20 protein-coding genes are annotated in these 21,114 nt (G+C 70.0%); 11 read left to right on the plus strand and 9 right to left on the minus strand.

Annotated elements, in window-relative coordinates; genetic code table 11:
* Positions 1 to 36 precede the first annotated feature (36 nt).
* The 3 genes from recN to ACSQ2B_RS08095 all read right to left on the minus strand — a co-directional run bounded on the left by recN (position 37) and on the right by ACSQ2B_RS08095 (position 3,383).
* Positions 37 to 1,734, minus strand: a complete 1,698-nt coding sequence (gene recN, locus ACSQ2B_RS08085; protein ID WP_436048872.1) for a DNA repair protein RecN — start codon at positions 1,732 to 1,734, stop codon at positions 37 to 39.
* A 114-nt stretch (positions 1,735 to 1,848) separates the two neighbouring features.
* Positions 1,849 to 2,757, minus strand: coding sequence for an outer membrane protein assembly factor BamD (locus tag ACSQ2B_RS08090; protein ID WP_436048873.1), 909 nt, complete (start codon positions 2,755 to 2,757; stop codon positions 1,849 to 1,851).
* A 119-nt stretch (positions 2,758 to 2,876) separates the two neighbouring features.
* Positions 2,877 to 3,383, minus strand: coding sequence for an MOSC domain-containing protein (locus ACSQ2B_RS08095; protein WP_436048874.1), 507 nt, complete (start codon positions 3,381 to 3,383; stop codon positions 2,877 to 2,879).
* Between the two features lie 336 nt (positions 3,384 to 3,719).
* Between ACSQ2B_RS08095 and minC the strand changes: the two genes are divergently transcribed.
* From minC to ACSQ2B_RS08125, 6 genes are all read left to right on the plus strand, one after another.
* The gene (gene minC, locus ACSQ2B_RS08100; RefSeq protein WP_436048875.1) at positions 3,720 to 4,442 is read left to right on the plus strand and encodes a septum site-determining protein MinC; all 723 of its coding nucleotides are present in this window, start codon (positions 3,720 to 3,722) and stop codon (positions 4,440 to 4,442) included.
* Positions 4,443 to 4,478: 36 nt separating this feature from the next.
* Positions 4,479 to 5,297, plus strand: coding sequence for a septum site-determining protein MinD (minD, locus tag ACSQ2B_RS08105; RefSeq protein WP_436048877.1), 819 nt, complete (start codon positions 4,479 to 4,481; stop codon positions 5,295 to 5,297).
* Entirely contained in the window at positions 5,294 to 5,557 is a 264-nt protein-coding gene (gene minE, locus ACSQ2B_RS08110) for a cell division topological specificity factor MinE (RefSeq protein WP_436048879.1), read from the plus strand. Before minD ends, minE begins: the two co-directional genes overlap by 4 nt.
* Before the next feature lie 138 nt (positions 5,558 to 5,695).
* Positions 5,696 to 6,499: an SDR family NAD(P)-dependent oxidoreductase gene (locus tag ACSQ2B_RS08115; RefSeq protein WP_436048880.1), complete on the plus strand. Its 804-nt coding sequence runs from the start codon at positions 5,696 to 5,698 to the stop codon at positions 6,497 to 6,499.
* 48 nt (positions 6,500 to 6,547) lie between these two features.
* Positions 6,548 to 7,195, plus strand: coding sequence for a hypothetical protein (locus ACSQ2B_RS08120; protein ID WP_436048881.1), 648 nt, complete (start codon positions 6,548 to 6,550; stop codon positions 7,193 to 7,195).
* Positions 7,150 to 7,608: a hypothetical protein gene (locus ACSQ2B_RS08125; RefSeq protein WP_436048883.1), complete on the plus strand. Its 459-nt coding sequence runs from the start codon at positions 7,150 to 7,152 to the stop codon at positions 7,606 to 7,608. Before ACSQ2B_RS08120 ends, ACSQ2B_RS08125 begins: the two co-directional genes overlap by 46 nt.
* Before the next feature lie 66 nt (positions 7,609 to 7,674).
* Here the strand turns inward: ACSQ2B_RS08125 and ACSQ2B_RS08130 are convergent, their stop codons facing one another.
* The gene (locus ACSQ2B_RS08130; protein WP_436048885.1) at positions 7,675 to 8,901 is read right to left on the minus strand and encodes a CaiB/BaiF CoA transferase family protein; all 1,227 of its coding nucleotides are present in this window, start codon (positions 8,899 to 8,901) and stop codon (positions 7,675 to 7,677) included.
* Positions 8,902 to 9,093: 192 nt separating this feature from the next.
* On the opposite strand from ACSQ2B_RS08130, the gene ACSQ2B_RS08135 reads away from it, so the two are divergent.
* From ACSQ2B_RS08135 to cynS, 3 genes are all read left to right on the plus strand, one after another.
* A complete protein-coding gene (locus ACSQ2B_RS08135; protein WP_436048887.1) occupies positions 9,094 to 9,240 on the plus strand; it encodes a hypothetical protein in 147 nt (48 codons plus the stop codon).
* A gap of 191 nt (positions 9,241 to 9,431) precedes the next feature.
* On the plus strand, positions 9,432 to 11,573 hold the full coding sequence (locus tag ACSQ2B_RS08140; protein WP_436048889.1) for a malate synthase G: 2,142 nt from the start codon (positions 9,432 to 9,434) through the stop codon (positions 11,571 to 11,573).
* Positions 11,574 to 11,742: 169 nt separating this feature from the next.
* Positions 11,743 to 12,231 (plus strand): cyanase, encoded by a 489-nt coding sequence (cynS, locus tag ACSQ2B_RS08145; protein ID WP_436048890.1) that lies wholly within the window; start codon positions 11,743 to 11,745, stop codon positions 12,229 to 12,231.
* Positions 12,232 to 12,265: 34 nt separating this feature from the next.
* On the opposite strand, the gene ACSQ2B_RS08150 is transcribed toward cynS, so the two are convergent.
* Positions 12,266 to 13,195 (minus strand): SDR family NAD(P)-dependent oxidoreductase, encoded by a 930-nt coding sequence (locus ACSQ2B_RS08150; protein ID WP_436048892.1) that lies wholly within the window; start codon positions 13,193 to 13,195, stop codon positions 12,266 to 12,268.
* Positions 13,196 to 13,347: 152 nt separating this feature from the next.
* Here ACSQ2B_RS08150 and ACSQ2B_RS08155 point away from each other — a divergent pair, with 152 nt between their 5' ends.
* The gene (locus ACSQ2B_RS08155) at positions 13,348 to 14,262 is read left to right on the plus strand and encodes an AraC family transcriptional regulator N-terminal domain-containing protein (RefSeq protein ID WP_436048893.1); all 915 of its coding nucleotides are present in this window, start codon (positions 13,348 to 13,350) and stop codon (positions 14,260 to 14,262) included.
* A 106-nt stretch (positions 14,263 to 14,368) separates the two neighbouring features.
* Entirely contained in the window at positions 14,369 to 16,213 is a 1,845-nt protein-coding gene (locus tag ACSQ2B_RS08160; protein ID WP_436048895.1) for a DEAD/DEAH box helicase, read from the plus strand.
* A 149-nt stretch (positions 16,214 to 16,362) separates the two neighbouring features.
* Here ACSQ2B_RS08160 and lpxC read toward each other — a convergent pair whose 3' ends face one another.
* The 4 genes from lpxC to ftsA form a co-directional block, all read right to left on the minus strand.
* Positions 16,363 to 17,271, minus strand: coding sequence for a UDP-3-O-acyl-N-acetylglucosamine deacetylase (gene lpxC, locus ACSQ2B_RS08165; RefSeq protein ID WP_436048896.1), 909 nt, complete (start codon positions 17,269 to 17,271; stop codon positions 16,363 to 16,365).
* A 201-nt stretch (positions 17,272 to 17,472) separates the two neighbouring features.
* Positions 17,473 to 17,703, minus strand: coding sequence for a hypothetical protein (locus ACSQ2B_RS08170; RefSeq protein ID WP_436048897.1), 231 nt, complete (start codon positions 17,701 to 17,703; stop codon positions 17,473 to 17,475).
* 194 nt (positions 17,704 to 17,897) lie between these two features.
* Positions 17,898 to 19,382 carry a cell division protein FtsZ gene (ftsZ, locus tag ACSQ2B_RS08175; protein WP_436048899.1) on the minus strand — a complete coding sequence of 495 codons (1,485 nt, stop codon included), beginning with the start codon at positions 19,380 to 19,382 and terminating at the stop codon, positions 17,898 to 17,900.
* A gap of 386 nt (positions 19,383 to 19,768) precedes the next feature.
* Positions 19,769 to 21,097, minus strand: a complete 1,329-nt coding sequence (ftsA, locus tag ACSQ2B_RS08180; protein WP_436048900.1) for a cell division protein FtsA — start codon at positions 21,095 to 21,097, stop codon at positions 19,769 to 19,771.
* Positions 21,098 to 21,114 lie beyond the last annotated feature (17 nt).

Raw genomic sequence — 21,114 nt, forward strand, 5'->3', positions numbered from 1 at the left:
CCCCTAAAAGGAAGCATCTGACTCGCGCAATCCACTTCACGCCCCGATCAGCGCCCGGGCGGCGGCGCGGGCGGCGTCGGTGATCTGGGCGCCGGCGAGCATGCGCGCGATCTCCTCCTCGCGGTCGTAAGGCGGGAGCACTTCGACGGCGGTGCGCAGGCGCTCGCCCTCCCCGGCCTTCGCAATGCGCCAATGCGCGTCGGCGCGGGCGGCGACCTGCGGCGAGTGGGTGACCACCAGAACCTGGGCGCTGGACGCCAGGCGCCTGAGCCGCAGGCCGACAGCGTCGGCCACCGCCCCGCCCACGCCCTGGTCGACCTCGTCGAAGATCATCAGCGGCTGCGGCCCGCCGCTGCGGCTGGCGAGCGCGGCCTTCAGGGCCAGCGCAAAGCGGGCCAATTCCCCGCCCGAGGCGATCGCGCCCAGGTCGCCGAACGGCGCGCCGGGATTGGTGGAGACTTCGAAGGCGACGCGATCGAGGCCGTTCGCTCCGGCGCGGTCCTCGCCCAGCGGTTCGACCGCCACCTGGAAGCGGGCCTTCTCCAGCTTCAGCGGCGCAAGCTCGGCCATGACCGCCGCCGCCAGCCGCGCGCCGGCCTCGCGCCGGGCGGCGGTGAGCGCCTCGGCCTCGACCATATAGGCCTTGCGCGCGACGGCGACGGCCGCCTCGGCCGCCTTCAACGTCGCCTCGGCGGTCTCCGCCGCCAGCAGGCGTTCCGCGAACCGGGTCCTGAGCAGCGGCAGCTCCTCGACGCTGCAGCCCAGCTTGCGAGCCAGGCCGCGCAGATCGAACAGCCGTTCCTCGGCCTTCTCAAGCCGGTCGGGCTCGAACTCGAAGGCGTCGGCGGCGAGATCGACGACGGACTCAGCCTCCTGGGCCTCGATCAGCACCCGGTCGACCGCGGCGGACGCCTCGGCCAGCCGCTTCACCGCCGGGGCGTCGGCGGCCGCGCCCGCCGCCACGGCGCGTTCGCGCGCGCGCTCCAAGGTGCGGGCGGCCGACGCCAGCCGCGTCGAGAGCCCGTCGAACGCCTCGCGGGCCGAGGCGATGTCGCTCAGCGACTTCTCCGCCGCGCCCAGCACGGCCCGCTCCTCGGCGAGCGCCGTCTCCTCGCCCTCGCGCGGATCCAGCCGGTCGAGCTCGGCCAGGCGCAGGCTGAGCTCCTCGGTCTCGGCGTTGGCGCGGGCGGCCAGGGCGTTCAGCTCCTCGACCCGCGTGCGCGCCTCACGCCATTCGGCGAATCGCGCGGCGACGCGTCCTGCCGCCGGCTGCAGGCCGCCGAAGGCGTCGAGCAGGGGTCGGTGGGTGCGCGAATCGAGCAGGCCGACCGTCTCGTGCTGGCCATGCACCTCGAGCAGCAGGTCGCCGACCTCCTTCAGCACGCCGACGCCGGTGGCTTGGTCGTTGACGAAGGCGCGGCTGCGGCCGTCGGCGCTGAGCGTCCGGCGCAGCACCAGATCCTCGTCGCGGGCGTAGGTGAGCCCCTTCTCCTCCAGGAGGTCCCAGACCGGATGCTCTGTGGCGGGTGCGAAGACCGCGGAGGCCGCGGCCTGGGCCGCGCCGCGGCGCACCAGGCCCGCGCCGGCGCGGGCGCCGGTCGCCAGTCCAAGCGCATCGAGGATGATCGACTTGCCCGCCCCGGTTTCACCGGTGAGCGCAGTCAGGCCCGGCCCGATGGACAGGTCCAGGGCCTCGATCAGCACGACGTCGCGGATCCACAAACCGATCAGCATCGAGGGGAGGATCACCCGGAATCAGGCGGCTTTGGAAGAGCGCGTTCGCCGCGGTTAGTCCGGTTTTGTTCTCATTCGCTCGCGCAGGCAAGTCCCCGGGCCGCCGCCGCCCGTTCAGTTTGCGGGCTGGACGGGCTCCGGCGCCGACGACGGCGGGGCGACCGTCGTCGATTTCCGCTTCACGAAGGGGATGTGCAGGATGCCGCGACGGCCGCGGCTGGTCGGCTCCACCGCCGGCCGGAAGCCCTTGGCCGACAAGAGCTTGTAGGCCTCGGCGTACCAGGGATCGCCGGGGAAGTTGTAGCCCAGCACCGCGCCGTTCTTCTTGGCCTCTTCGATCAGGCCGATGGTCAGATAGGACTCCACCAGACGGTAGAGGGCTTCGGGCGTGTGGCTGGTGGTCTGGTAGCGATCGACGACGCTGCGGAAACGGCCGATGGCGGCCAGGGTGTCGCTTTGGCGCAGGTAGTAGCGCCCGACGGTCATCTCCTTGCCGGCCAGCTGGTCGTTGACCATGTCGATCTTCAGGCGGGCGTCGGCGGAATACTCGGTGTTCGGGTAGCGCTGGACGACGTCCTGCAGGGAGTCGAGAGCCTGGCCGGTCGCGGCCTGGTCGCGGCCGACGTCGGTGATCTGCTCGAAATAGCAGACGGCCTTTAGATAGTGTGCGTAGGCCGCCGAAGGATTGCCGGGATAGAGCTGGATGAAGCGGTCCGCGTCGGCGATCGCCTCGGCGTAGTTGTTGCCTTCGTAGTGGGCGAAGGCCTGCATCAGGACCGACCGGCGCGCCCACTCCGAATAGGGGTGCTGACGCTCGACTTCCTGGAAGTACTGGACCGCCTGGCTCCACTGGCGGCGGTCGAGTCGGTCGGCGCCCGCCGAATAGAGCAGCTCCACCGGGCGCTCCTCATAGGCGAGTTGCGGCTTCTTCTTGCCGTTACCGCCGCATCCAGCCAGGGCGATGGCGCAGACGCCCGCGATCAGCGCGGGGCGAGCCCAGGAATTCCGTAGCAAGGACACCATCACCTCAAGACAGACAACGCGCGCCCCGCGCCGGACGCCAGTGCTTCTACACCAGGGCCGGGGCAGCGCAAACGGATCAGCGCGGACGCCTGCGGCGGAAGCAAGGCCGGCGAAAGCACCTAGATTCCAGCTTCGTCGAGCCGGACAATCGGGTCGCCCAGACGAAACTCGCCCGCGCGGATCACGCGCGCTGTGAGTCCGCCGCGACCGCGCAGGGCGTTGTAGCCGCCGGGGCCCAACGCCTCCTCCATGCGCGAGCAGGGATGGCATTCGCCGGTGATCTCCAGCACCGCCTCGCCGACGGCGAGGCGCCTCTGCTTCAGCGCCAAGAGGTTGACCCCTTCGGTCACCAGGTTGCGGCGCAGCTGCGCCGGCGAGACCGCCGCAAGTCCCAGGAAGGCCGCGGCCGCCGCCAGGTCCTCGCGGCCGATCAGGGTGATCTGGCGCTTGCCGCCGGCCCGGCCGCCGTAGCGGTCGCCGACCAGTCCTTCTTCCGGCGAGGCCCACGCGCTCGCCACCTCGTCCACCGGCCCGCGGCGAACCGTGCGCAGGCCGATCCACACCAGTCGCCCGTCACGGACCGGGGCGTCCAGCAGGCGCTGCAGGCTTGAAGAGGGGTTCAGCAAGGGACGCGCCGCGCAGATCCAGTCGGTGGAGGATAGCCTGGGCCAGTTCGCCAGAGAACATCAGCCGACCGATGGCGAGTTCCGACCTATCCACCGAAAAGTTTCGTCGCCGCAACAGTCGTCCACAGCTGCTGACCCGAAGTCGCCGCCATGCCCAGATTTGGCCCAGGTTGCCTCGGACACAAGGGTGGAGTTTCGACGCGGCCCGGCTATACCGGACGCGTTCGCCGACATGCTGACAGAAGTCCGACCGCACACGGCCCGCGGCGCCCCCAGGCGTCCGCGAAAAGTTCCTATAGGCGCCCGCGTGCGGCGGCCCGATCGAGGACGAGGGCCATGACCTTGCACGCCGAGACGTCGCCCCCGCCGGGGCCGCCGCAGCCGGGCCTCCAGGTGCGCGGCCGCAGCTTCATGGCCCTGGTCATGACGCCGGAGGTTCCGCTCGCCGCCTGGTTCGCCGACCTGGACGCCCAGTTGCGCGACGCCGCGAGCCTGTTCGCCGACCGGCCCCTGGTCGTCGATCTGTCGCGAGCCGCCGCCGAGGGCCGCGACGCGGTGCTGATCCTGCTGGACGGACTGGAGACGCGCGGCCTGCGCATCGTCGGCCTGGAGGGCGCTAGTCCGCAGCTCCTGACCAGCACGCACTGGGAACGACTGCCGACCCAGCTGCACGGCCGGGAGGTCGCGGAGGTCCGCGCGCCCCGGCGTCCGGCCGCGGCGGCGCCGCCGCCCGCCTCCCTGCTGATCGACGGCCCGGTTCGCTCCGGCCAGTCGGTGGTGTTCGAAGGCGGCGACGTCACCATCGTCGGCGCGGTGGCCTCCGGCGCGGAGGTGATCGCCGGCGGCTCGATCCACGTCTACGGCGCGCTGCGCGGCCGGGCGATCGCCGGAATCCGGCTGGGCGCCGAAGCGCGGATCTTCTGCGGGCGAATGGAGGCGGAGATGGTCGGCATCGAACGGCTCTACCGCACCGCCGAGCACTGGGGCCCGGACCTGCACGGCCGGCCCGCCCAACTCCGCTGCGATCGCGGCGCCCTGCGCCTATCGGCGCTCGACTGAAACCCATCGATCCTCAAGGCGAGGGAGATCTGCCTCATGTCCAAAGTCATGGTCGTCACATCCGGCAAGGGAGGCGTGGGCAAGACCACCTCCACGGCCGCCCTCGGAGCCGCGCTCGCACAGGCGGGACAGAGCGTCGTCCTGGTCGACTTCGACGTCGGCCTCCGCAACCTCGACCTGATCCTCGGGGCCGAGCGACGGGTGGTCTTCGACCTGGTCAACGTGGTCCAGGGCGACGCCAAGCTTCCCCAGGCGCTGATCCGCGACAAGCGGCTGGAGTCCCTCTACCTGCTGCCCGCCTCGCAGACCCGCGACAAGGACGCGCTCACCAACGAGGGCGTCGAGGGCGTGATCGCCGAGCTGCGCGAGCGGTTCGACTGGATCGTCTGCGACAGCCCCGCCGGCATCGAGAAGGGCGCGACGCTGGCCATGCGTTTCGCCGACGTCGCCGTGGTGGTGGCCAATCCCGAAGTCTCTTCCGTGCGCGATAGCGACCGGATCATCGGCATGCTGGATTCCAAGACCCTGCGCGCCGAACGCGGCGAGGACATCGAGAAGCACCTGCTGATCACCCGCTACGACGCCGCCCGCGCGGCCCGCGGCGAGATGATGAAGGTCGAGGACGTGCTGGAGATCCTCGCCATCCCGCTCCTGGGCGTGGTCGCCGAGAGCCCCGACGTGCTGACGGCCTCCAACCTCGGCTGTCCGGTCACCCTTCACAATCCGGCCGCACCGGCCGCGCGGTCCTATGCGCTGGCCGCCCGCCGGCTGATGGGCGAGGACGTGCCAATGGAAGCGCCCTCGTCCCGGCGCGGCCTGATGAGCCGGCTGTTCGGCCGAAAGGCGGCGGCGTGAACCTGCTCAGCCTGTTCAACCGCAACCGCAGCACGGCCCCGGTCGCCCGCGAGCGCCTGCAGGTGCTGCTATCGCACGAGCGCGCGCTGGACGGCCGCGCGGACCTGGCCGCCGTGCTGCAGCAGGAGATCCTCGAGGTGATCGCCCGGCATATGCCGATCGACCGCGACAAGGTGATGGTCAAGCTGGAGCGCGGCCGCCACGCCTCCACCCTGGCCATCGACATCGAAATGCCGGAGGCGGCGCTGGCGCGGGGGTAAGCGCCCCGCCGATCCGATTGCGCCACACACTCCCATATGGGAGTATGCCCGCCCGCCCCGCCCATGTGATGTCACCGGCCAACGCCGCGCCAATTGAGGCGGCGAGGTCCAGGCGACACGTCAAAGGGTGGGAACCGAATGGATTTGCAGCTCAAGGGCCGGCGCACGCTCGTCACCGGCAGCAGCAGCGGCATCGGCGAGGGCATCGCCCGCATGCTGGCCCAAGAGGGCTGCGCGGTGGTGGTCCATGGCCGCAACCGCGAACGGGCCGAGACGGTCGCAGCCGAAATCAAAGCCGCCGGCGTCGCCATCGGCGACCTGTCGACGGACGAAGGCGCCGCCGCCGTCCATGCCGAGGCGCTGGCCGCGCTCGGCGGAAACATCGAGATCCTGATCAACAATGCGGGCGGCAGCTCGACGGGGAACACCACCAAGACCCCGATCGAAATCAGCCCCGCCGATTGGATCTCGAACTACCACACCAACACCCTGGCGGCGGTCAGGCTGTGCGGGCTCGCCGTGCCTGACATGGTCGCCGCCCAGTGGGGACGGGTCATCAATGTCTCGAGCGCAGTGGCCGTCCAGCCAAACAACATGGGCGCCGACTATTCCGGCGCGAAGGCGGCGCTGAACAATTTCACCCTCAGCCTGGCCGGTTCGCTGAAGGGCGTCGGCGTCACGGCCAACACCGTCTCGCCCGGGATCATCATGGTGGACGGCATGCTCCGGTTCGGCCGCCAGAAATATGGCGACCCCAACCTGACTATCGAAGGCGTCACCCAGCGGCTCGCCGCCGACAAGGTGTTCGATCTGCCGCCCGCCGGCCGGTTGGGGACCCCGCAGGATCTCGCCCTGGTCATCTGCATGCTCGCCAGTCCGATGTCGGGATTCATCACCGGCGCAAACTACCGCGTCGATGGCGGACAGGTCCGCACGGTCTGATCCTCCGCCCTCCTCTTTCGCCGTCATTCACAGAAGGCAGCGCATCCGATGTCTGAGAAATCCTATCGCGTCGTCCAATGGGCCACCGGAACGGTCGGCAAGACGGCGCTCAAACACTTCATCGAAAACCCGGCGATCGAGCTGGCCGGGGTCTGGGTCTCCAACCCCGAAAAGGTCGGCAAGGACGCCGGCGAGCTGGTCGGCCTGCCGGCGACCGGAGTGATCACCACCAGCGACGTCGAACAGATCATCGCCACCGACGCCGACTGCGTCTTCTTCGCGGGCCTCAGGCAGGATCTCGACCTCTACTGCCGCTTCCTGCGGTCGGGAAAGAACGTCGTCTCTGCCGCCGGCCCGTTCAATCCAACCAAACGCTACCGCGACGAATTCGAGAAGATCGAGGCGGCCTGCCGCGAGGGCGGGACCTCCTATCACGGCTGCGGCGTCCACCCGGGTTTCTCCGGCGACATCCTGCCGCTGACGCTGACGCGGCTGATGAACCGGATCGATCGCATCGAGGTCACCGAGGTGATCGACAAGCTCAGGAACCGATGGTCTACATCGAGGTCATGGGCTTCGGTCGCGATCCCGACGAGCTGCTCGCCAACCCCAGCCGCTCGGCCGAAGCCCCCTATGCCTTCGAAGGCTCGATGGCCATGGTCGTCGAAGGATTGGGCAAGAAGATCGAGAAGCTGACCACCAAGCTGGAAGTCGCCAAGGCCACCAAGGACATCCCCTACCCCAACGGCGTCATCCGGGCCGGAACGGTCGCCGGCCAGCACTACGAGTGGACGGCCTGGGTCGATGGCGCGCCCCTGATGGTCTATCATTTCTACTGGACGATGGGTGACGACATCGAGCCCAGATGGGACAACGGCGACAGCTGCTACCGGGTGGTGATCGAAGGCGATCCGCCGCTCGAAGTCAGACTGATGGGCGGCGTGGAGGCCGATGGGCGCAGGCCTTTCCTGGGCCTGCCCTGGACGGCGCTGGTCGGCGTCACCGCCATCCCGCAGGTCTGCGACGCCCGCCCCGGCGTGATCACCCATCTCGACCTGGGAGTCGTACGCCCCAGCGGGTTGGTGCGGCGTCCTGGCCTCTCAGGCTGACCGACAAGAGTCGCCGCGCTCCCGGCGGAGGCGGAAGCGGCCTCGAACCGGGCCGCCTCCGCTGACCTATGCTATGGCGCCGGCCGCCTTCAGCTCTTCGATCCGGTCCCATTCGAGGCCGAGCTCCATCAGGAAGGTCTCGGTGTGTTCGGAGGCCTGGGGCGCGCGGGTGGTCCTGGTCGGTTCATGATTGAACTGGACCGGCCCGCGGACGATCTTGAACGGGGCCCCGCCGTCGCCGGCCTCGACCTCGATGACCATGTCGTTGGCCACAGCCTGTTCGTCGGTGACGAGGTCGAGCAGGCTCTGGATCGGCGCCCACTGGCCCTTCATCGTCTTCAGGTGCTGGCGCCAGTAGGCGAAGGGCTTGGCGCGGAAAGCTTCGACGATCAGGTCGCTGGCCGCCTTCGAATTCTCGATCAGCTTGTAGACATCGGCGAAACGCGGATCGACGGCCGCCTCGGGCAGGCCGAAATGCTCGAAAGCGTCGCGGATGTAGCCGGTCGGGCTCGGCATGCACAGGTTGATGGTGCCGCCGTCTGAGGTCCAGTAGTTGCCCATCAGCGGGTTCTTCGACGCGCCGCCGGAGACCGGCATGGTGTTGCGCACGAGCACCCCGGTCTCCATGCCCTGGGTGATGTTGGCGCCGGCCGCCCACCAGGCAGTCGAGAGAAGGGAGACGTCGACCTCGATCGCCTCGCCGGTGCGCTCGCGATGCAACAGGGCCGCGGAGATGCCGCCGGCGATGTTCATGCCGCCGATGGAGTCGCCGAAGGCCGGCATGCCCTGGCCCAGCGGACCTTCGAGCTCCGGCGGGGTCATGGCGTAGCCGATGCCGCTGCGCGACCAGAAGGCGGTGCCGTCATAGCCGCCGACTTCGCGCTCCGCCCCCTTGTCGCCATAGGCGCTGCCGCGGGCGTAGATGATGTTCGGGTTGGCGGCGCGGATATGCTCGACGTCGAACCTGTTCTTCTGCCGGTGCTGCGGAAGGTAGTTGGTCAGGAAGACGTCGGCGGTCTTGGCGATCTCGTAGAGCAGTTCCTGGCCCTGCGGCGTCGAGACGTCGATGCCGACGCTGCGCTTGCCGCGGTTGGGGTGCTCGATCAACGGATGGCGGTCGGGATCGCAAGCGACCCCGCCCATGTTTAGGAAGCCGCGCTGGGTGTCGCCGCGCACCGGGTGCTCGACCTTGATCACGTCCGCGCCCCAGTCGGCGAGAATGCCGCCTGCCGCCGGCACGAAGGTGAACTGAGCCACCTCGAGGATGCGGAAGCCCTTCATCACCTGAACCATGGTCACCTCCCGGAAGTTCGCCGTCGCGATTGGCTCGCGCTCTCGAAGACCGAGGAGACGCTAGTCGGAATCATCGCAGCCGGGGACCGGGATCACGGCCTTTGCGCCATCAATCGCCGCCGCGATCGAGCACCCACAAGGCGGCTCGAACGCTGCGACGGCGATTGGAAGATCGCCCTGCGACGCTCCACCGTGGACGTGCTGATCGCCGGCGACGCCTCCATCCTCAAGGCCCCCGGCTTCCACGACCAGGGCTACGTCAAGGGCATGCGGGACAAGCGCGACCTGGCCTATCAGCGTCCGCTGACCCTCGACGAGACCCCGGCCGACCGCTGGTAGACGCCGCCGCATTGCCCTCGAAAGCGCCAAGACCGTCGTCGTCGGCGCCCTCCGGCATGGCGGTTCTGGACGTGGGCGGCCATCTGATCTCGTTGTGTGGGACGGATCGGGTCTCGATCTTGCCTCTGCAGCTTGCTATCGCCGCGATCGGCGTCGCTGCGGCGGGGCTCTGGGCCTAGCGGGGAAGAAGCATGACGATGATCGAGAAGGCCGGCCTGCAGGTCGCAGACGTCCTGGCAAAGTTCGTCGAGGCGCGCGCTCTGGCGGGCACGGGTCTTTCGTCCGAGGCCTTCTGGGCCGGCGCGGCGGAGATCTTCGCCCGCTTCGCGCCGGAGAACCGAGCGCTGCTGGAAAAGCGCGAGGTCCTGCAATCCAAGATCGACGCCTGGCACACCGCCCGCCGCGGCCAGCCGATCGTTCAGGCCGAGTACCAGGCCTTCCTGCGCGAGATCGGCTATCTCGCCCCTGAGCCCGCGCCGTTCGCGATCACCAGCGAGCGGGTGGACGACGAGCTCGCCAAGCTGGCCGGGCCGCAGCTGGTGGTGCCGGTGCTGAACGCCCGCTTCCTGCTGAACGCCGCCAACGCCCGCTGGGGCAGCCTCTACGACGCCCTCTACGGCACCGACGCCATTCCGGGCGCGCCCGCCGGCGGCGGCTATGACGCCGGCCGCGGCGCCCAGGTCATCGCCCGAGCCAAGGCCTTCCTCGACGAGGCGGTCCCGCTCGCCTCCGGCGCCCACGCCGCGGTCAGCGAATACCGGATCGAGGGCGACGCGCTCGTCCCCGCCCTCGCCGACCCTGCGGCCCTGGCCGGCTGGCGCGGGGAGCCGGCCGCGCCGCAAGCGATCCTGCTGCGCCGCCACGGCCTGCACATCGAGCTGGTCATCGACCGCGCGCATCCGGTCGGCAAGACCGACCCGGCCGGCCTCGCCGACGTGGTGCTGGAATCGGCGCTCTCGACCATCGTCGACCTGGAGGACTCCATCGCCGCGGTGGACGCTGACGACAAGGTGGCGGCCTACGCCAACTGGCTGGGCGTGCTGCGCGGCGACCTGGAGGCGACCTTCGAGAAGGGCGGGCGCGAGCTGGTGCGCAAGCTCAACCCGGACCGGATCTATGACGCACCGAACGACGGCAGCCTCGCCCTGCCCGGGCGCTCGCTGCTGCTGGTGCGCAATGTCGGCCACCTGATGACGACGCCGGCCGTGCGCCTGCCGGACGGTTCGGAAGCGCCCGAGGGCATTTTGGACGCCCTGATCACCTCGCTGATCGGGCTGCACGACCTGAAGGGGCTGGGCCGCCACCGCAACAGCCGTGCGGGCTCGGTCTATATCGTCAAGCCGAAGATGCACGGGCCGGAGGAAGCGGCCTTCACCAACAGCCTGTTCAATGCGGTGGAGGACCTGCTCGGCCTGACGCGGCACACCCTGAAGGTGGGCGTCATGGACGAGGAGCGCCGCACCTCGGCCAATCTGGCGGCGTGCATCGAGGCCGTGAAGGGGCGGCTGTTCTTCATCAACACCGGCTTCCTCGACCGCACCGGCGACGAGATGCACACCTCGATGCAGGCCGGCCCGATGATCCGCAAGGCGGAGATGAAGACCCAGTCGTGGATCAAGGCCTATGAGGACCGCAACGTCCGCATCGGCCTGGCCTGCGGCCTCTCCGGCAAGGCGCAGATCGGCAAGGGCATGTGGGCCGCCCCCGACAAGATGGCCGACATGCTCGACCAGAAGATCGGCCACCCGCGCGCCGGCGCCTCGACCGCCTGGACCCCCAGCCCGACGGCCGCGACCCTGCACGCCACCCACTATCACCAGGTCGACGTCTTCGCCCGCCAGGCCGAGCTCGCCGCCGAGGCGATTCCCTCTCTGGATCCGCTCCTGACCATTCCGCTGGCCGACGGCCGCAACTGGTCGGAGGCCGAGGTCCGCGAGGAGCTGGACAACAACGCCCAGGGCATCCTCGGCTACGTGGTGCGCTGGATCGACCAGGGCGTCGGTTGCTCGAAGGTGCCTGACATCCACGACGTCGGCCTGATGGAGGACCGCGCCACCCTGCGGATCTCCTCCCAGCATATGGCCAACTGGCTGATGCATGGGGTCTGCTCGGCCGAAGACGTCGACGCCGCGCTCAGCCGCATGGCCGTCAAGGTCGACGCCCAGAACGCCGGCGATCCGCTCTACCAGCCGATGGCCGGCCGCGAGGCCCAGAGCCTGGCCTTCCAGGCCGCCCGCGCCCTGGTGTTCGAAGGCGCCGCCCAGCCCAGCGGCTACACCGAGCCTCTGCTGCACGCCTTCCGGGCGAAGGTGAAGGCGACCGGCGCGGGCTGAGCTGCGCGGATGGCGTCCGAATGGGCGTTTCGCGGGGCGCGCGCCTAGATGCCAGGCGCCGGCCATCGCCGAGGCCGAACGACCGGCCCGGCCTCGGCGCCGCACGCGCGGTTCTCCTAGCGTGCGGCGCGCGCCCGACCGGGCGCAGCCAACCCAGGAGAGCCCCCGCATGACCCGCGCCGACCTCACCGAGAAGCTCCTCGACATCAAGCGGGAGAAGGGGTGGACCTGGCGCTACATCTGCGACGAGATCGGCGGCATGGCTCCCACCCTGGTGGTGGGCGCATTGCTTGGCCAGATGAAGCTGGTCAAGCCGCTGGCGGCCCGGGCCGCCGAGCTCTTCGGCCTGAGCGCGACAGAGGCCGCCCTGCTCAACGAGGTCCCCTACCGCGGCCAGGGCACGCCGATGCCGCCCACCGATCCGCTGATCTACCGCTTCTATGAGATGGTGATGGTCAACGGCCCGGCCTGGAAGGCGCTGATCGAGGAAGAGTTCGGCGACGGCATCATGTCGGCCATCGACTTCGAGTTCGACTTCGAGCGCGAGCCGAACCCGAAGGGCGACCGGGTGCGCATCACCATGTCGGGCAAGTTCCTGCCGTACAAATACTACGGCAATCAGCAGGGGACTCCGGACTACGGCTTCAAGGAGGAGTAAGCGGCGCGCCGGCGTCCGCGCCGCCGATCCGGCCTCACGCGTCGAAGCGCTCGCCGACCATCTCCTCGCTCTTGGCCCAGAGCGCCTTGGCCCGTTCCGGATCCACCGCGTAGGGGCGGACGCCGCCACGCGCTTCCTGCTGGATCACCTCAGCCACGTGGCAATCTTCGCAATAGTGGCCGCCGACCAGCTCGGCCGGCGCCACCACGCCGGCCCAGACGCTGGTCGCCGCCCCCTGCGGGATGGTCTTCCAAGTGGTCTGGCCGACGGCCTCCTCCAGCGCGCCCGGCGACATGTGCCGCGCCAGCTCGGTGCGGATGACGCCCGGGTGGACCGCGGTCGCCCGCACGCCGCGGGCTTTGTGCCGGCGGTCGAACTCCACCGCGAAGAGGATGTTGGCCGTCTTCGAGCGCCCGTAGGCGAGGAACTCCGCATAGGGAGTGTGGTCGAAGTTCGGGTCGTCCAGGTCCACGTCGGCGAAGCGGTGTCCGGCCGACGACAGGTTCACCAGGCGTCCGCCCTGCGGCAGCAGGCCGGCGATGCGGTTGATCAGCACGAAGTGGCCGAGGTGGTTGGCGCCGAACTGGGTCTCGAAGCCGTCGGCGGTCCGGCCGAACGGCGTCGCCATGACGCCGGCGTTGGCGATCACCAGATCGAACGGCCGTCCATCGGCGACCAGGCCGTCGGCGCAGGCCCGTACGCTGGCCAGTGAAGCGAGGTCCAGCTGCACCAGGGTGATGCCGCCGCCGTTCCGGGCCTGCTCCCAGACCGCCTGGGTCGCCCGCTCCGCCTTGCCCAGATCGCGCGCGGCTCCCACCACATGGGCGCCATGGGCGGCCAGGACCCTCGCCGTTTCAACGCCTAAGCCTGCCGAGACGCCGGTCACCAGAATGCGCTTCCCGCTCAGATCGACGCCGTCCAGCACCTGGTCGGTCGTGGATTCCGCTCCGAATGTCTTGGTCATGGGAAATCTCCTCTCAGCAGCAACAGCCTGAGCTCATTTGGGCGCTGGCCCGCCGAACCACGCGCCCGATCGTCTCGATGACTTGCCTGATCCTCTCAAGCGGACCATTTTCCGTGACGCCGGCCTTGCCGATGGGACGAGGCGGCCGGAACATGACCGTCATGCAGAACCAGCTCGACGACCTGCGTGCGCTCGCCGCGCGCCATGCGCGTGGCCCCTTGCACGAGACCGCCATCCCCGGCGTCGCGATCCACACCCGCGCCGCGCCGAGCGAGCCCCAACCCCTGCTGTTCGCGCCGACCTTCTTCCTGGTGCTGCAGGGCGCCAAGGAGGCGATTCTCGGCGAGCGGCGGCTGCGCTACGACCGTCACACCTATGCCGTCGCCTCGATGGAGGTGGCCGGCTCGGGCTGCGTCATCGAAGCCAGCGCCGCCGAACCCTACATCGGGCTGAGCCTGCGCCTGGATCGCGAGAGCCTGGCAACCCTGCTGCCGGACGCGCCGCAACCGGAGAAGGCCGCCACCCCGCCCGCGTTCGCCGTCAGCCCGGTCACGCCGGAACTGGTCGACGCCTTCCTACGGCTGTTGCACCTGCTCGACCGGCCCGGCGACATTCCGGTCCTCGCGCCCTTGCTCCAGCGCGAGATCCTCTATCGGCTGTTGCAGGGGCCGCAGGCGGCGATGCTGCGGCAGCTGGCGCTGGTCGACAGCCGTTCGTCCCAGGTCCGCCGGGCCATCGCCTGGATCCGCGACAACTACGCCGAGCCGTTGCGGGTCGGCTCGCTCGCCGCCCTGGCCGGCATGAGCCCGGCCAGTTTTCACCGTCACTTCAAGGCGGCCACGGCGATGAGCCCGTTGCAGTTCCAGAAGAGCCTGCGGCTGCAGCACGCCCGGCGCCTGCTGCTGGGCGCGCACGACGCCACCCAGGCCGCCTATGCGGTCGGTTATGAGAGCGCCTCGCAGTTCAGCCGCGAGTACGCCCGGCTGTTCGGCGCCCCGCCGTCGCGCGACGCCCAGCGCCTGCGCAGCGATTTCGGCCGCCTCGCCGACGTCTCGGTCCCGGCCTGACCCTGCGGCCCATGCGCCAATCGCATGCATATGGGCCGAAACCCTGCTAAAGGCCGCCCGCTGACGCCCGCAACGCCCATAGAGGCCCGGGCGCACGAGGACCTCGATGCCATTTCCCAATACCCATCCTGCGCTGTCGCGCGCGCTTGCCGCGCAGGGCTATGAAGAACCCACGCCGGTCCAGGCCGCCATCCTGGAGGCGACTGCAGGCGCCGACCTGCTGGTCTCGGCCCAGACCGGCTCCGGCAAGACCGTAGCCTTCGGCCTGGCCGCGGCGAACGAACTGCTGGGCGAGGCCCCGCGGTTCGCGCCTGCCGGCGCCCCGCTCGGCCTGGTGATCGCGCCGACCCGCGAGCTGGCCCTGCAGGTCAGCCGGGAGCTCGAATGGCTCTACGCCGAAGCCGGCGCCCGGGTCGTCACCTGCGTCGGCGGCATGGACGCCCGGCGCGAACAGCGCCTGCTGTCCGCCGGCTGCCACCTGGTCGTCGGAACCCCCGGCCGCCTGCGCGACCACCTCGAGCGCGGCAATCTCGACCTCTCCGGCCTGAAGGTCGTGGTGCTCGACGAAGCCGACGAAATGCTCGACCTGGGCTTCCGCGAGGACCTGGAAGAGATCCTCGACGCCACGCCGGTCGAGCGCCGCACCCTGCTGTTCTCCGCCACCATCGCGCGCGAGATCGCAACCCTGGCCCGCAAGTTCCAGCGCGATGCGGTGCGTATCGACACCGTCCGCCGCGACGAGCCGCACGGCGACATCGAGTACCGCGCCGTCCGCGTGGCGCCGAACGAGCTCGAGCACGCCGTGGTCAATGTGCTGCGCTACTTCGAGCCGCCGAGCGCCCTGATCTTCTGCGCCACCCGCGAGGCCGTGCGCCATCTCTACGGCGCGCTTCGCGAGCGCGGCTTCAGCGCCGTCGCCCTCTCCGGCGAGCTGAGCCAGAAAGAACGCACCGACGCCCTGCAAGCCTTGCGCGACGGCCATGCGCGGGCCTGCGTGGCCACCGACGTGGCGGCGCGCGGGCTGGACCTGCCGGCCCTCGACCTCGTCATCCATGCCGAGCTCCCGCAGAACAAGGCCGCCATGCTGCACCGCAGCGGTCGGACGGGCCGCGCCGGCCGCAAGGGCGTTTCGGTCCTGCTGGTGCCCTACACTCGCCAGCGCAAGGCCGAGCAGCTGCTGGCCTCGGCCCAGGTGCGGGCGATCTGGTCGGGTCCGCCGCTCGCCGAGGAGATCCGCGAGCGCGACCAGCAGCGCCTGCTGGAAAACCCTCTCTTGCAAGAAGCGCCTTCAGATGAGGACCTTGCACTTGGCCGCAAGCTGCTGGAAGGCAGCGCGCCGGAAGTGATCGCCGCGGCCCTGGTGCGCCTCTACCGCTCGCGCCTGCCGGACCCCGAGGACCTGTTCGACGACGGCCGCGGCTCCGCGCCGCCGGCGCCGCGACACCTGCAGGTCGATCGCAATCTGGAACGCGGCGGCGACCGTGACCGTCCGCGCGAACCGCGTCACACCCTCGAAGGCGGAACCGGCGCCTGGTTCCAGATGCCGGTGGGCCGCCAGGACAACGCCGACCCGAAGTGGCTGGTGCCGCTGATCTGCCGACTGGGCCATGTCACCAAGAAGGACATCGGCGAGATCCGCATCTTCGACCGCGAGACCAAGTTCGAGATCTCGCCCGGCGCCGAAGAGCGGTTCCGCGAGGCGGTTCGCACCGCCGCCGAGGGCGACGTGCCGATCACCGCGGCCGGCGGCCCCCCTGCCCCGAGAACGTCGGGCCCGCGGCCCTCTTCTGGCCCAAGGCCCTCCGGCCCCCGCGGCCCGGGCGGTCCCAAAGGTTCGGGTTACAAGGGTCCGCGTGGCGCCGGGCCGAAGGGACCAGGCGGCCCCCGGCCGCCCGCCGGCAAAGGCGGCCCCCCCCGCAAGGGCCCGCCGAAGCGCAAGTCGAACGGGTAAGGTTTCGCGGCAGCGCCCCAACGCCCCTCAGTCGCTTCGCGACAGCTCCCCCGTTACACGGGGGAGCAGCTAAGGCTCGCTCCTCCACCGCGTAGCGGGGGAGGTGGATCGCCGCAGGCGAGACGGAGGGGGCCTTGCGGCGTCGGCGCTCAGACCGCCTCGGCCATTTCGTCGGCGAAGGTGCGGACGCGCCAGGCGTGGGGACGCGCCAGCAGGGCGCGGACCAGCTGGTTGTTGAGGGCGTGGCCGGCGAGTTCGCCCTCAAAGCGGCCGATCACCGGCGCTCCGAGGACATAGAGGTCGCCGATCGCGTCGAGCGCCTTGTGGCGCACGAACTCGTCGGAGCGGCGCAGGCCTTCCGGATTCAGCACCCGATCGCCCTCGATCACCACGCAGTTCTCCAGACTGCCGCCGCGCGCCAGGCCCATGGCGCGCAAGGCCTCGACCTCATGCAGGAAGCCGAAGGTGCGGCAGTCGGCGAGCTCGCGGCGGAAGGCGCCCTCGTCCATCGCCATGTCGATGGCCTGGCGGCCGATCACGGCGGTCGGGAAGCGGATCTCGAAGGCCATCTCGAAGCGATGGGCGGGCTTCAGCGCGGCGCGCTTGTCGCCCTCGACGACCTCGACCGTATCGAGGATCTGGATGAAGCGGCGCGCGGCGCCCTGCGGGCGCTTGCCGGCGCGGTCGAGCAGACGCACGAAGGGCTCCGAAGAGCCGTCGACGATCGGCATCTCCGGGCCGTCGAGCTCGACGACGGCGTTGTCGACGCCCAGCATGACCAGGGCCGCCATCAGGTGTTCGATGGTCGCGACGGTGACGCCGCCAGCGTTGCCGACCACGGTGCCAAGCTGGGTCTTGCACACCGCCTCGGCGGTGGCGGGGATGCGGTTGTCCTGATCGGTCACGTCTGTCCGGACAAAGACAATGCCTTCGTTCACGGCCCCGGGACGGACTGCGACGCGAGTATAGGCGCCGGTATGGACACCCACGCCCGCGAACAGCGCCGGCGTGCGCAAGGTGTGCTGGAACGCTCCGTGCTGAAATCCGTCTGCAGCCACGCTGCCACCTTCCCAACAACTGATCCGACAGCTCTCGCGGCCGGGGAATGTCCCAGCTGCTCCGTACGGCCATTGCCGCACCGCAGCAAAACACTTGCTGTTTCGCTATGTTTCGCTTCGGGACAGTTAAGGTCTCGTTCACCAGATCGAGGGGGTGACGGGCGACCTCAGCGTTGGGTCAGTGGGGTGGCGGCCGGGGGATCAGGCGACCTGTCCGGCATAGTAGCGCAAGGAGGCGACGACCTTGCGCGAGCGGTCTCGGACCGTGACCTGCACCTCGCCGCCGTCCTCGCTGAGCCGCGAGGCGAGCGCCCGGGCCTGGGCTTCGGCCCGACCGCCCGACAGGAACATGACGGGCTCGAGCCCCACGTCGCAGGCGAGCGACCAGCCGCCTTCGACGGGTACGACAGCGATATGGCGTTGGCAGGTCACAAGGTCGGCCTCCCTAGATCGCGGAAAACCTCTCATGCCTGCGCCGATCTTGCGACCGGACGGGCCCGGGCTCCAGGCGGTCTGATGGAGACAACATAGGCGATCAGCGGCGTTCCGGCACCGCCTTTGTTGCGATCACGGCAAATTCCGAGCGACGAACGGTCTTCGCCGGAGGGTTTCCCCGGCGGACGGGCCTAGTTGGCGAGGCGACGCAGGAAGGAGGGGATCTCCAGATCTTCGCCGGCCTCGGCTTCCGGCGCGGGCGCCGGGGCCTCGATCGGCAAGGCGCCGCCACGGACGCCGCTGGCGCGCGGGGCGGGGGCCTGCTGCTGCGCCGGCGCCTGCTCGTAGCGCGGACGGCCGCCGAACAGGCTCAGGAACCCGCCGCGCGGACGGCGATTGTCATAGGCCGGCTCGGCGAAAAGCGGCTCGTCATCGGCCTCGGCCACCGCCGGATCGACGATGCGGGTGACGCTCGGCGCGGCCTGGACCGTCTGGGCCGGGGCGAAGTAGAGGTCGGGCTGCTGCTCTTCTGCCTGCGCGGCTCGCACGGGTTCCGGCGCCGCAGGCGTCGGGGCCTCGTAGGCGGCGACGGCCGGCTGAGCCGCAGGCTGGGCCGCAGCTTCGGTCGCGGCGCGGGTCAGGTCGGCGCGCAGCGGCTGGGCCGTGGTGTTGGCGCGGCGTTCGATCTTGGGCTCGATGGCGGCGATCGAGGCGCCGTCCATGCCGGTGGCGACCACCGAGACGCGGATCATGCCGTCGAGGCTGGGGTCGAAGGCGGCGCCGAAGATGATGTTGGCTTCCGGATCGACCTGTTCGGCGATGGCGTTGGCGGCCTCGTCGACTTCCAGCAGGGTCATGTCGAGGCCGCCGGTGACGTTCACCAGCACAGCCTTGGCGCCCTTCAGCGAGACTTCGTCCAGCAGCGGGTTCTGGATCGCGTTCTGGGCGGCCATCAGGGCGCGGTCGTCGCCGGTCGCCTCGCCGGTGCCCATCATCGCCTTGCCCATCTCGGTCATCACCGTGCGGACGTCGGCGAAGTCGAGGTTGATCAGGCCGGGCAGGACCATCAGGTCGGTGATTGAACGGACGCCGGAGTGCAGGACCTGGTCGGCCATGCCGAAGGCTTCGGCGAAGGTCGTCCGCTCGTTGGCGACGCGGAACAGGTTCTGGTTCGGGATGATGATCAGGGTGTCGACGTAGCGCTGCAGCTCGTTGATGCCGGCGTCGGCCAGACGCATGCGGTGGCGGCCTTCGAAGTGGAAGGGCTTGGTCACCACCCCGACCGTCAGGATGCCGCGCTCGCGGGCGCACTTGGCGATGATCGGGGCGGCTCCGGTGCCGGTGCCGCCGCCCATGCCGGCGGTGATGAACACCATGTGAGAGCCGTCGAGGTGCTCGCCGATTTCAGGAATCGACTCCTCGGCCGCGCTCATGCCGACTTCCGGGTGGGCGCCGGCGCCCAGTCCTTGCGTAACCTGCACGCCCAGCTGGATCCGCCGCTCGGTCTTGGCGAACTGCAGCTGCTGAGCGTCAGTGTTGGCCACGACGAACTCTACGCCCTCCAGGCCCGCTTCGATCATGTTGTTGACCGCGTTGCCGCCAGCGCCGCCGACGCCAAAGACAACGATGCGCGGCTTCAGTTCCGTAGCGCGCGGCGCTGTGAGAGAAATGGCCATGGGACCCCTGCGTCCTTCCCAAAATAGCGAACTGAGCGTCCGGCGACCCGCCCCCGAACACTCCTGCTTAAGGATGAGTTACTAGGCGACCGACACCCTTAATCGATGGTTAATCGCATAGCCTGAGTCGGAGCAGGATCGACCCGTTTCCCCTCGGAAAATCGGGTTCCTCCACAGAGAGACGGGGGACTGCGACCGGGTGTCTCGGAGGCATGATTTGCCCTCTCCTCGCGCGCGGGGAGAGGGTTGGGTGAGGGGTGGCGCTGCTTTCGGGCAGGCCTGTGAGGTTCAGCCATCGGTCGCGGCATTTTGGCTGCGCAAACGGTGAAGCTCGGGCGCCGCGCCGCCCCTCACCAACCTCTCCCCGCAAACGGGGAGAGGAGATTCTAAAGATTCTCCCGCAGCCAGGCCGCGGCCTTGGTGACGGGGTTGGCGCGGGGGTCGAGCGGTTCGCGGCGCAGCTTGGCCGACGCCAGCGCCTTGGCTGAGACCGCTTCGCGCGGACCGAAGGCCGCACGGTGCAGGACGCCGGCGGCGGCGGTGAAGGCCGGACCCGAGGCCGCGTCGGCCAGGTGCGGCACCCGGCGCGGACGGCCCAGACGCACCGGACGATCAAACACGCGCACGGCCACTTCGCGCACACCGGCCAGCTGGCTGGCGCCGCCGGTGAGCACCAGGCCTGCGCCCGCCTCGACCGGCGCGCCGGAGGCCTTCAGCCGGTCGCGCAGCAACTCCAGCGTCTCCTCGACACGCGGCGCGATAATGCCCTTCAGCAGGGAGCGGGGCGCGACCACCGGGCCCGCGCCGGGATCGTCGCCGCGCGGGGGCGCCTCGATCATCTCGCGGTCCTCGTTGGCCGAGGCGATGGCCGAGCCGTGCAGGGTCTTGATGCGTTCGGCGCCGGCGATGGAGGTCGAAAGGCCGCGGGCGATGTCCTGGGTGACGTGCTGACCGCCAACCGGGACGGTCTCGACGTGCACCAGGGAGCCGGCGTTGAACACCGCCGCCGAGGTCGAGCCGCCGCCCATGTCGATGCAGACCGCGCCGAGGTCCATCTCGTCTTCTTCCAGCGCCGCCAGCGCCGAGACGAAGGGCGCCGCCACGATGCCGTCGAACTGCAGGTGGGCGCGTTCGATGCAGGCGCCCAGGGTCTGGTAGACGGTCTCCGAAACCGAGACGACGAGCAGCTCCACTCCGAGCACACGGCCGAACATGGCGCGCGGGTCGCGCACCCCGCCCTGCCCGTCCACCGACCAGGCGATCGGCAGGATGTGGGCGGCCCGGCGACCGGGCAGCTTGATCTGCGACAGGGCGTGCTGGATCGCCCGCACCAGGTCGTTGTCGGAAATCGGCCGGGCGCCCAGCGAGACGCGCCCGCTGACGCGGGCGGAGCTCAGCTGGCCGCCGGCGGTGGCGACGGTCACGCCCGTGACATTGACGCCGGCGACGTTCTCAGCCCGTTCGACCGCCTGGGCGATGGCTTCCGACGCTTCGTCGAGATTGACGATGGCGCCGCCGCGCACGCCGCGCGACTGGACGTAGCCGACACCGGCGGTGGTCAGCGTCCGATCGCCGCGACGAATGCCGTCCGGCTTCATGATGAAGCAGGTGACCTTGGCCGCACCCAGGTCGACGGCCGCCACCACGGGCGTGCGGACCAGGGCGGCTTTCAGGCCGTCCTTCTTCTCTTCGGTGCGGCTTGCGGTCTTCAACATCAACTCAGGCTTTCTTG

It is taken from the genome of Phenylobacterium sp. LjRoot225 (genome assembly GCF_964252855.1).
In the GTDB taxonomy this organism is placed as follows: Bacteria; Pseudomonadota; Alphaproteobacteria; order Caulobacterales; family Caulobacteraceae; genus Phenylobacterium.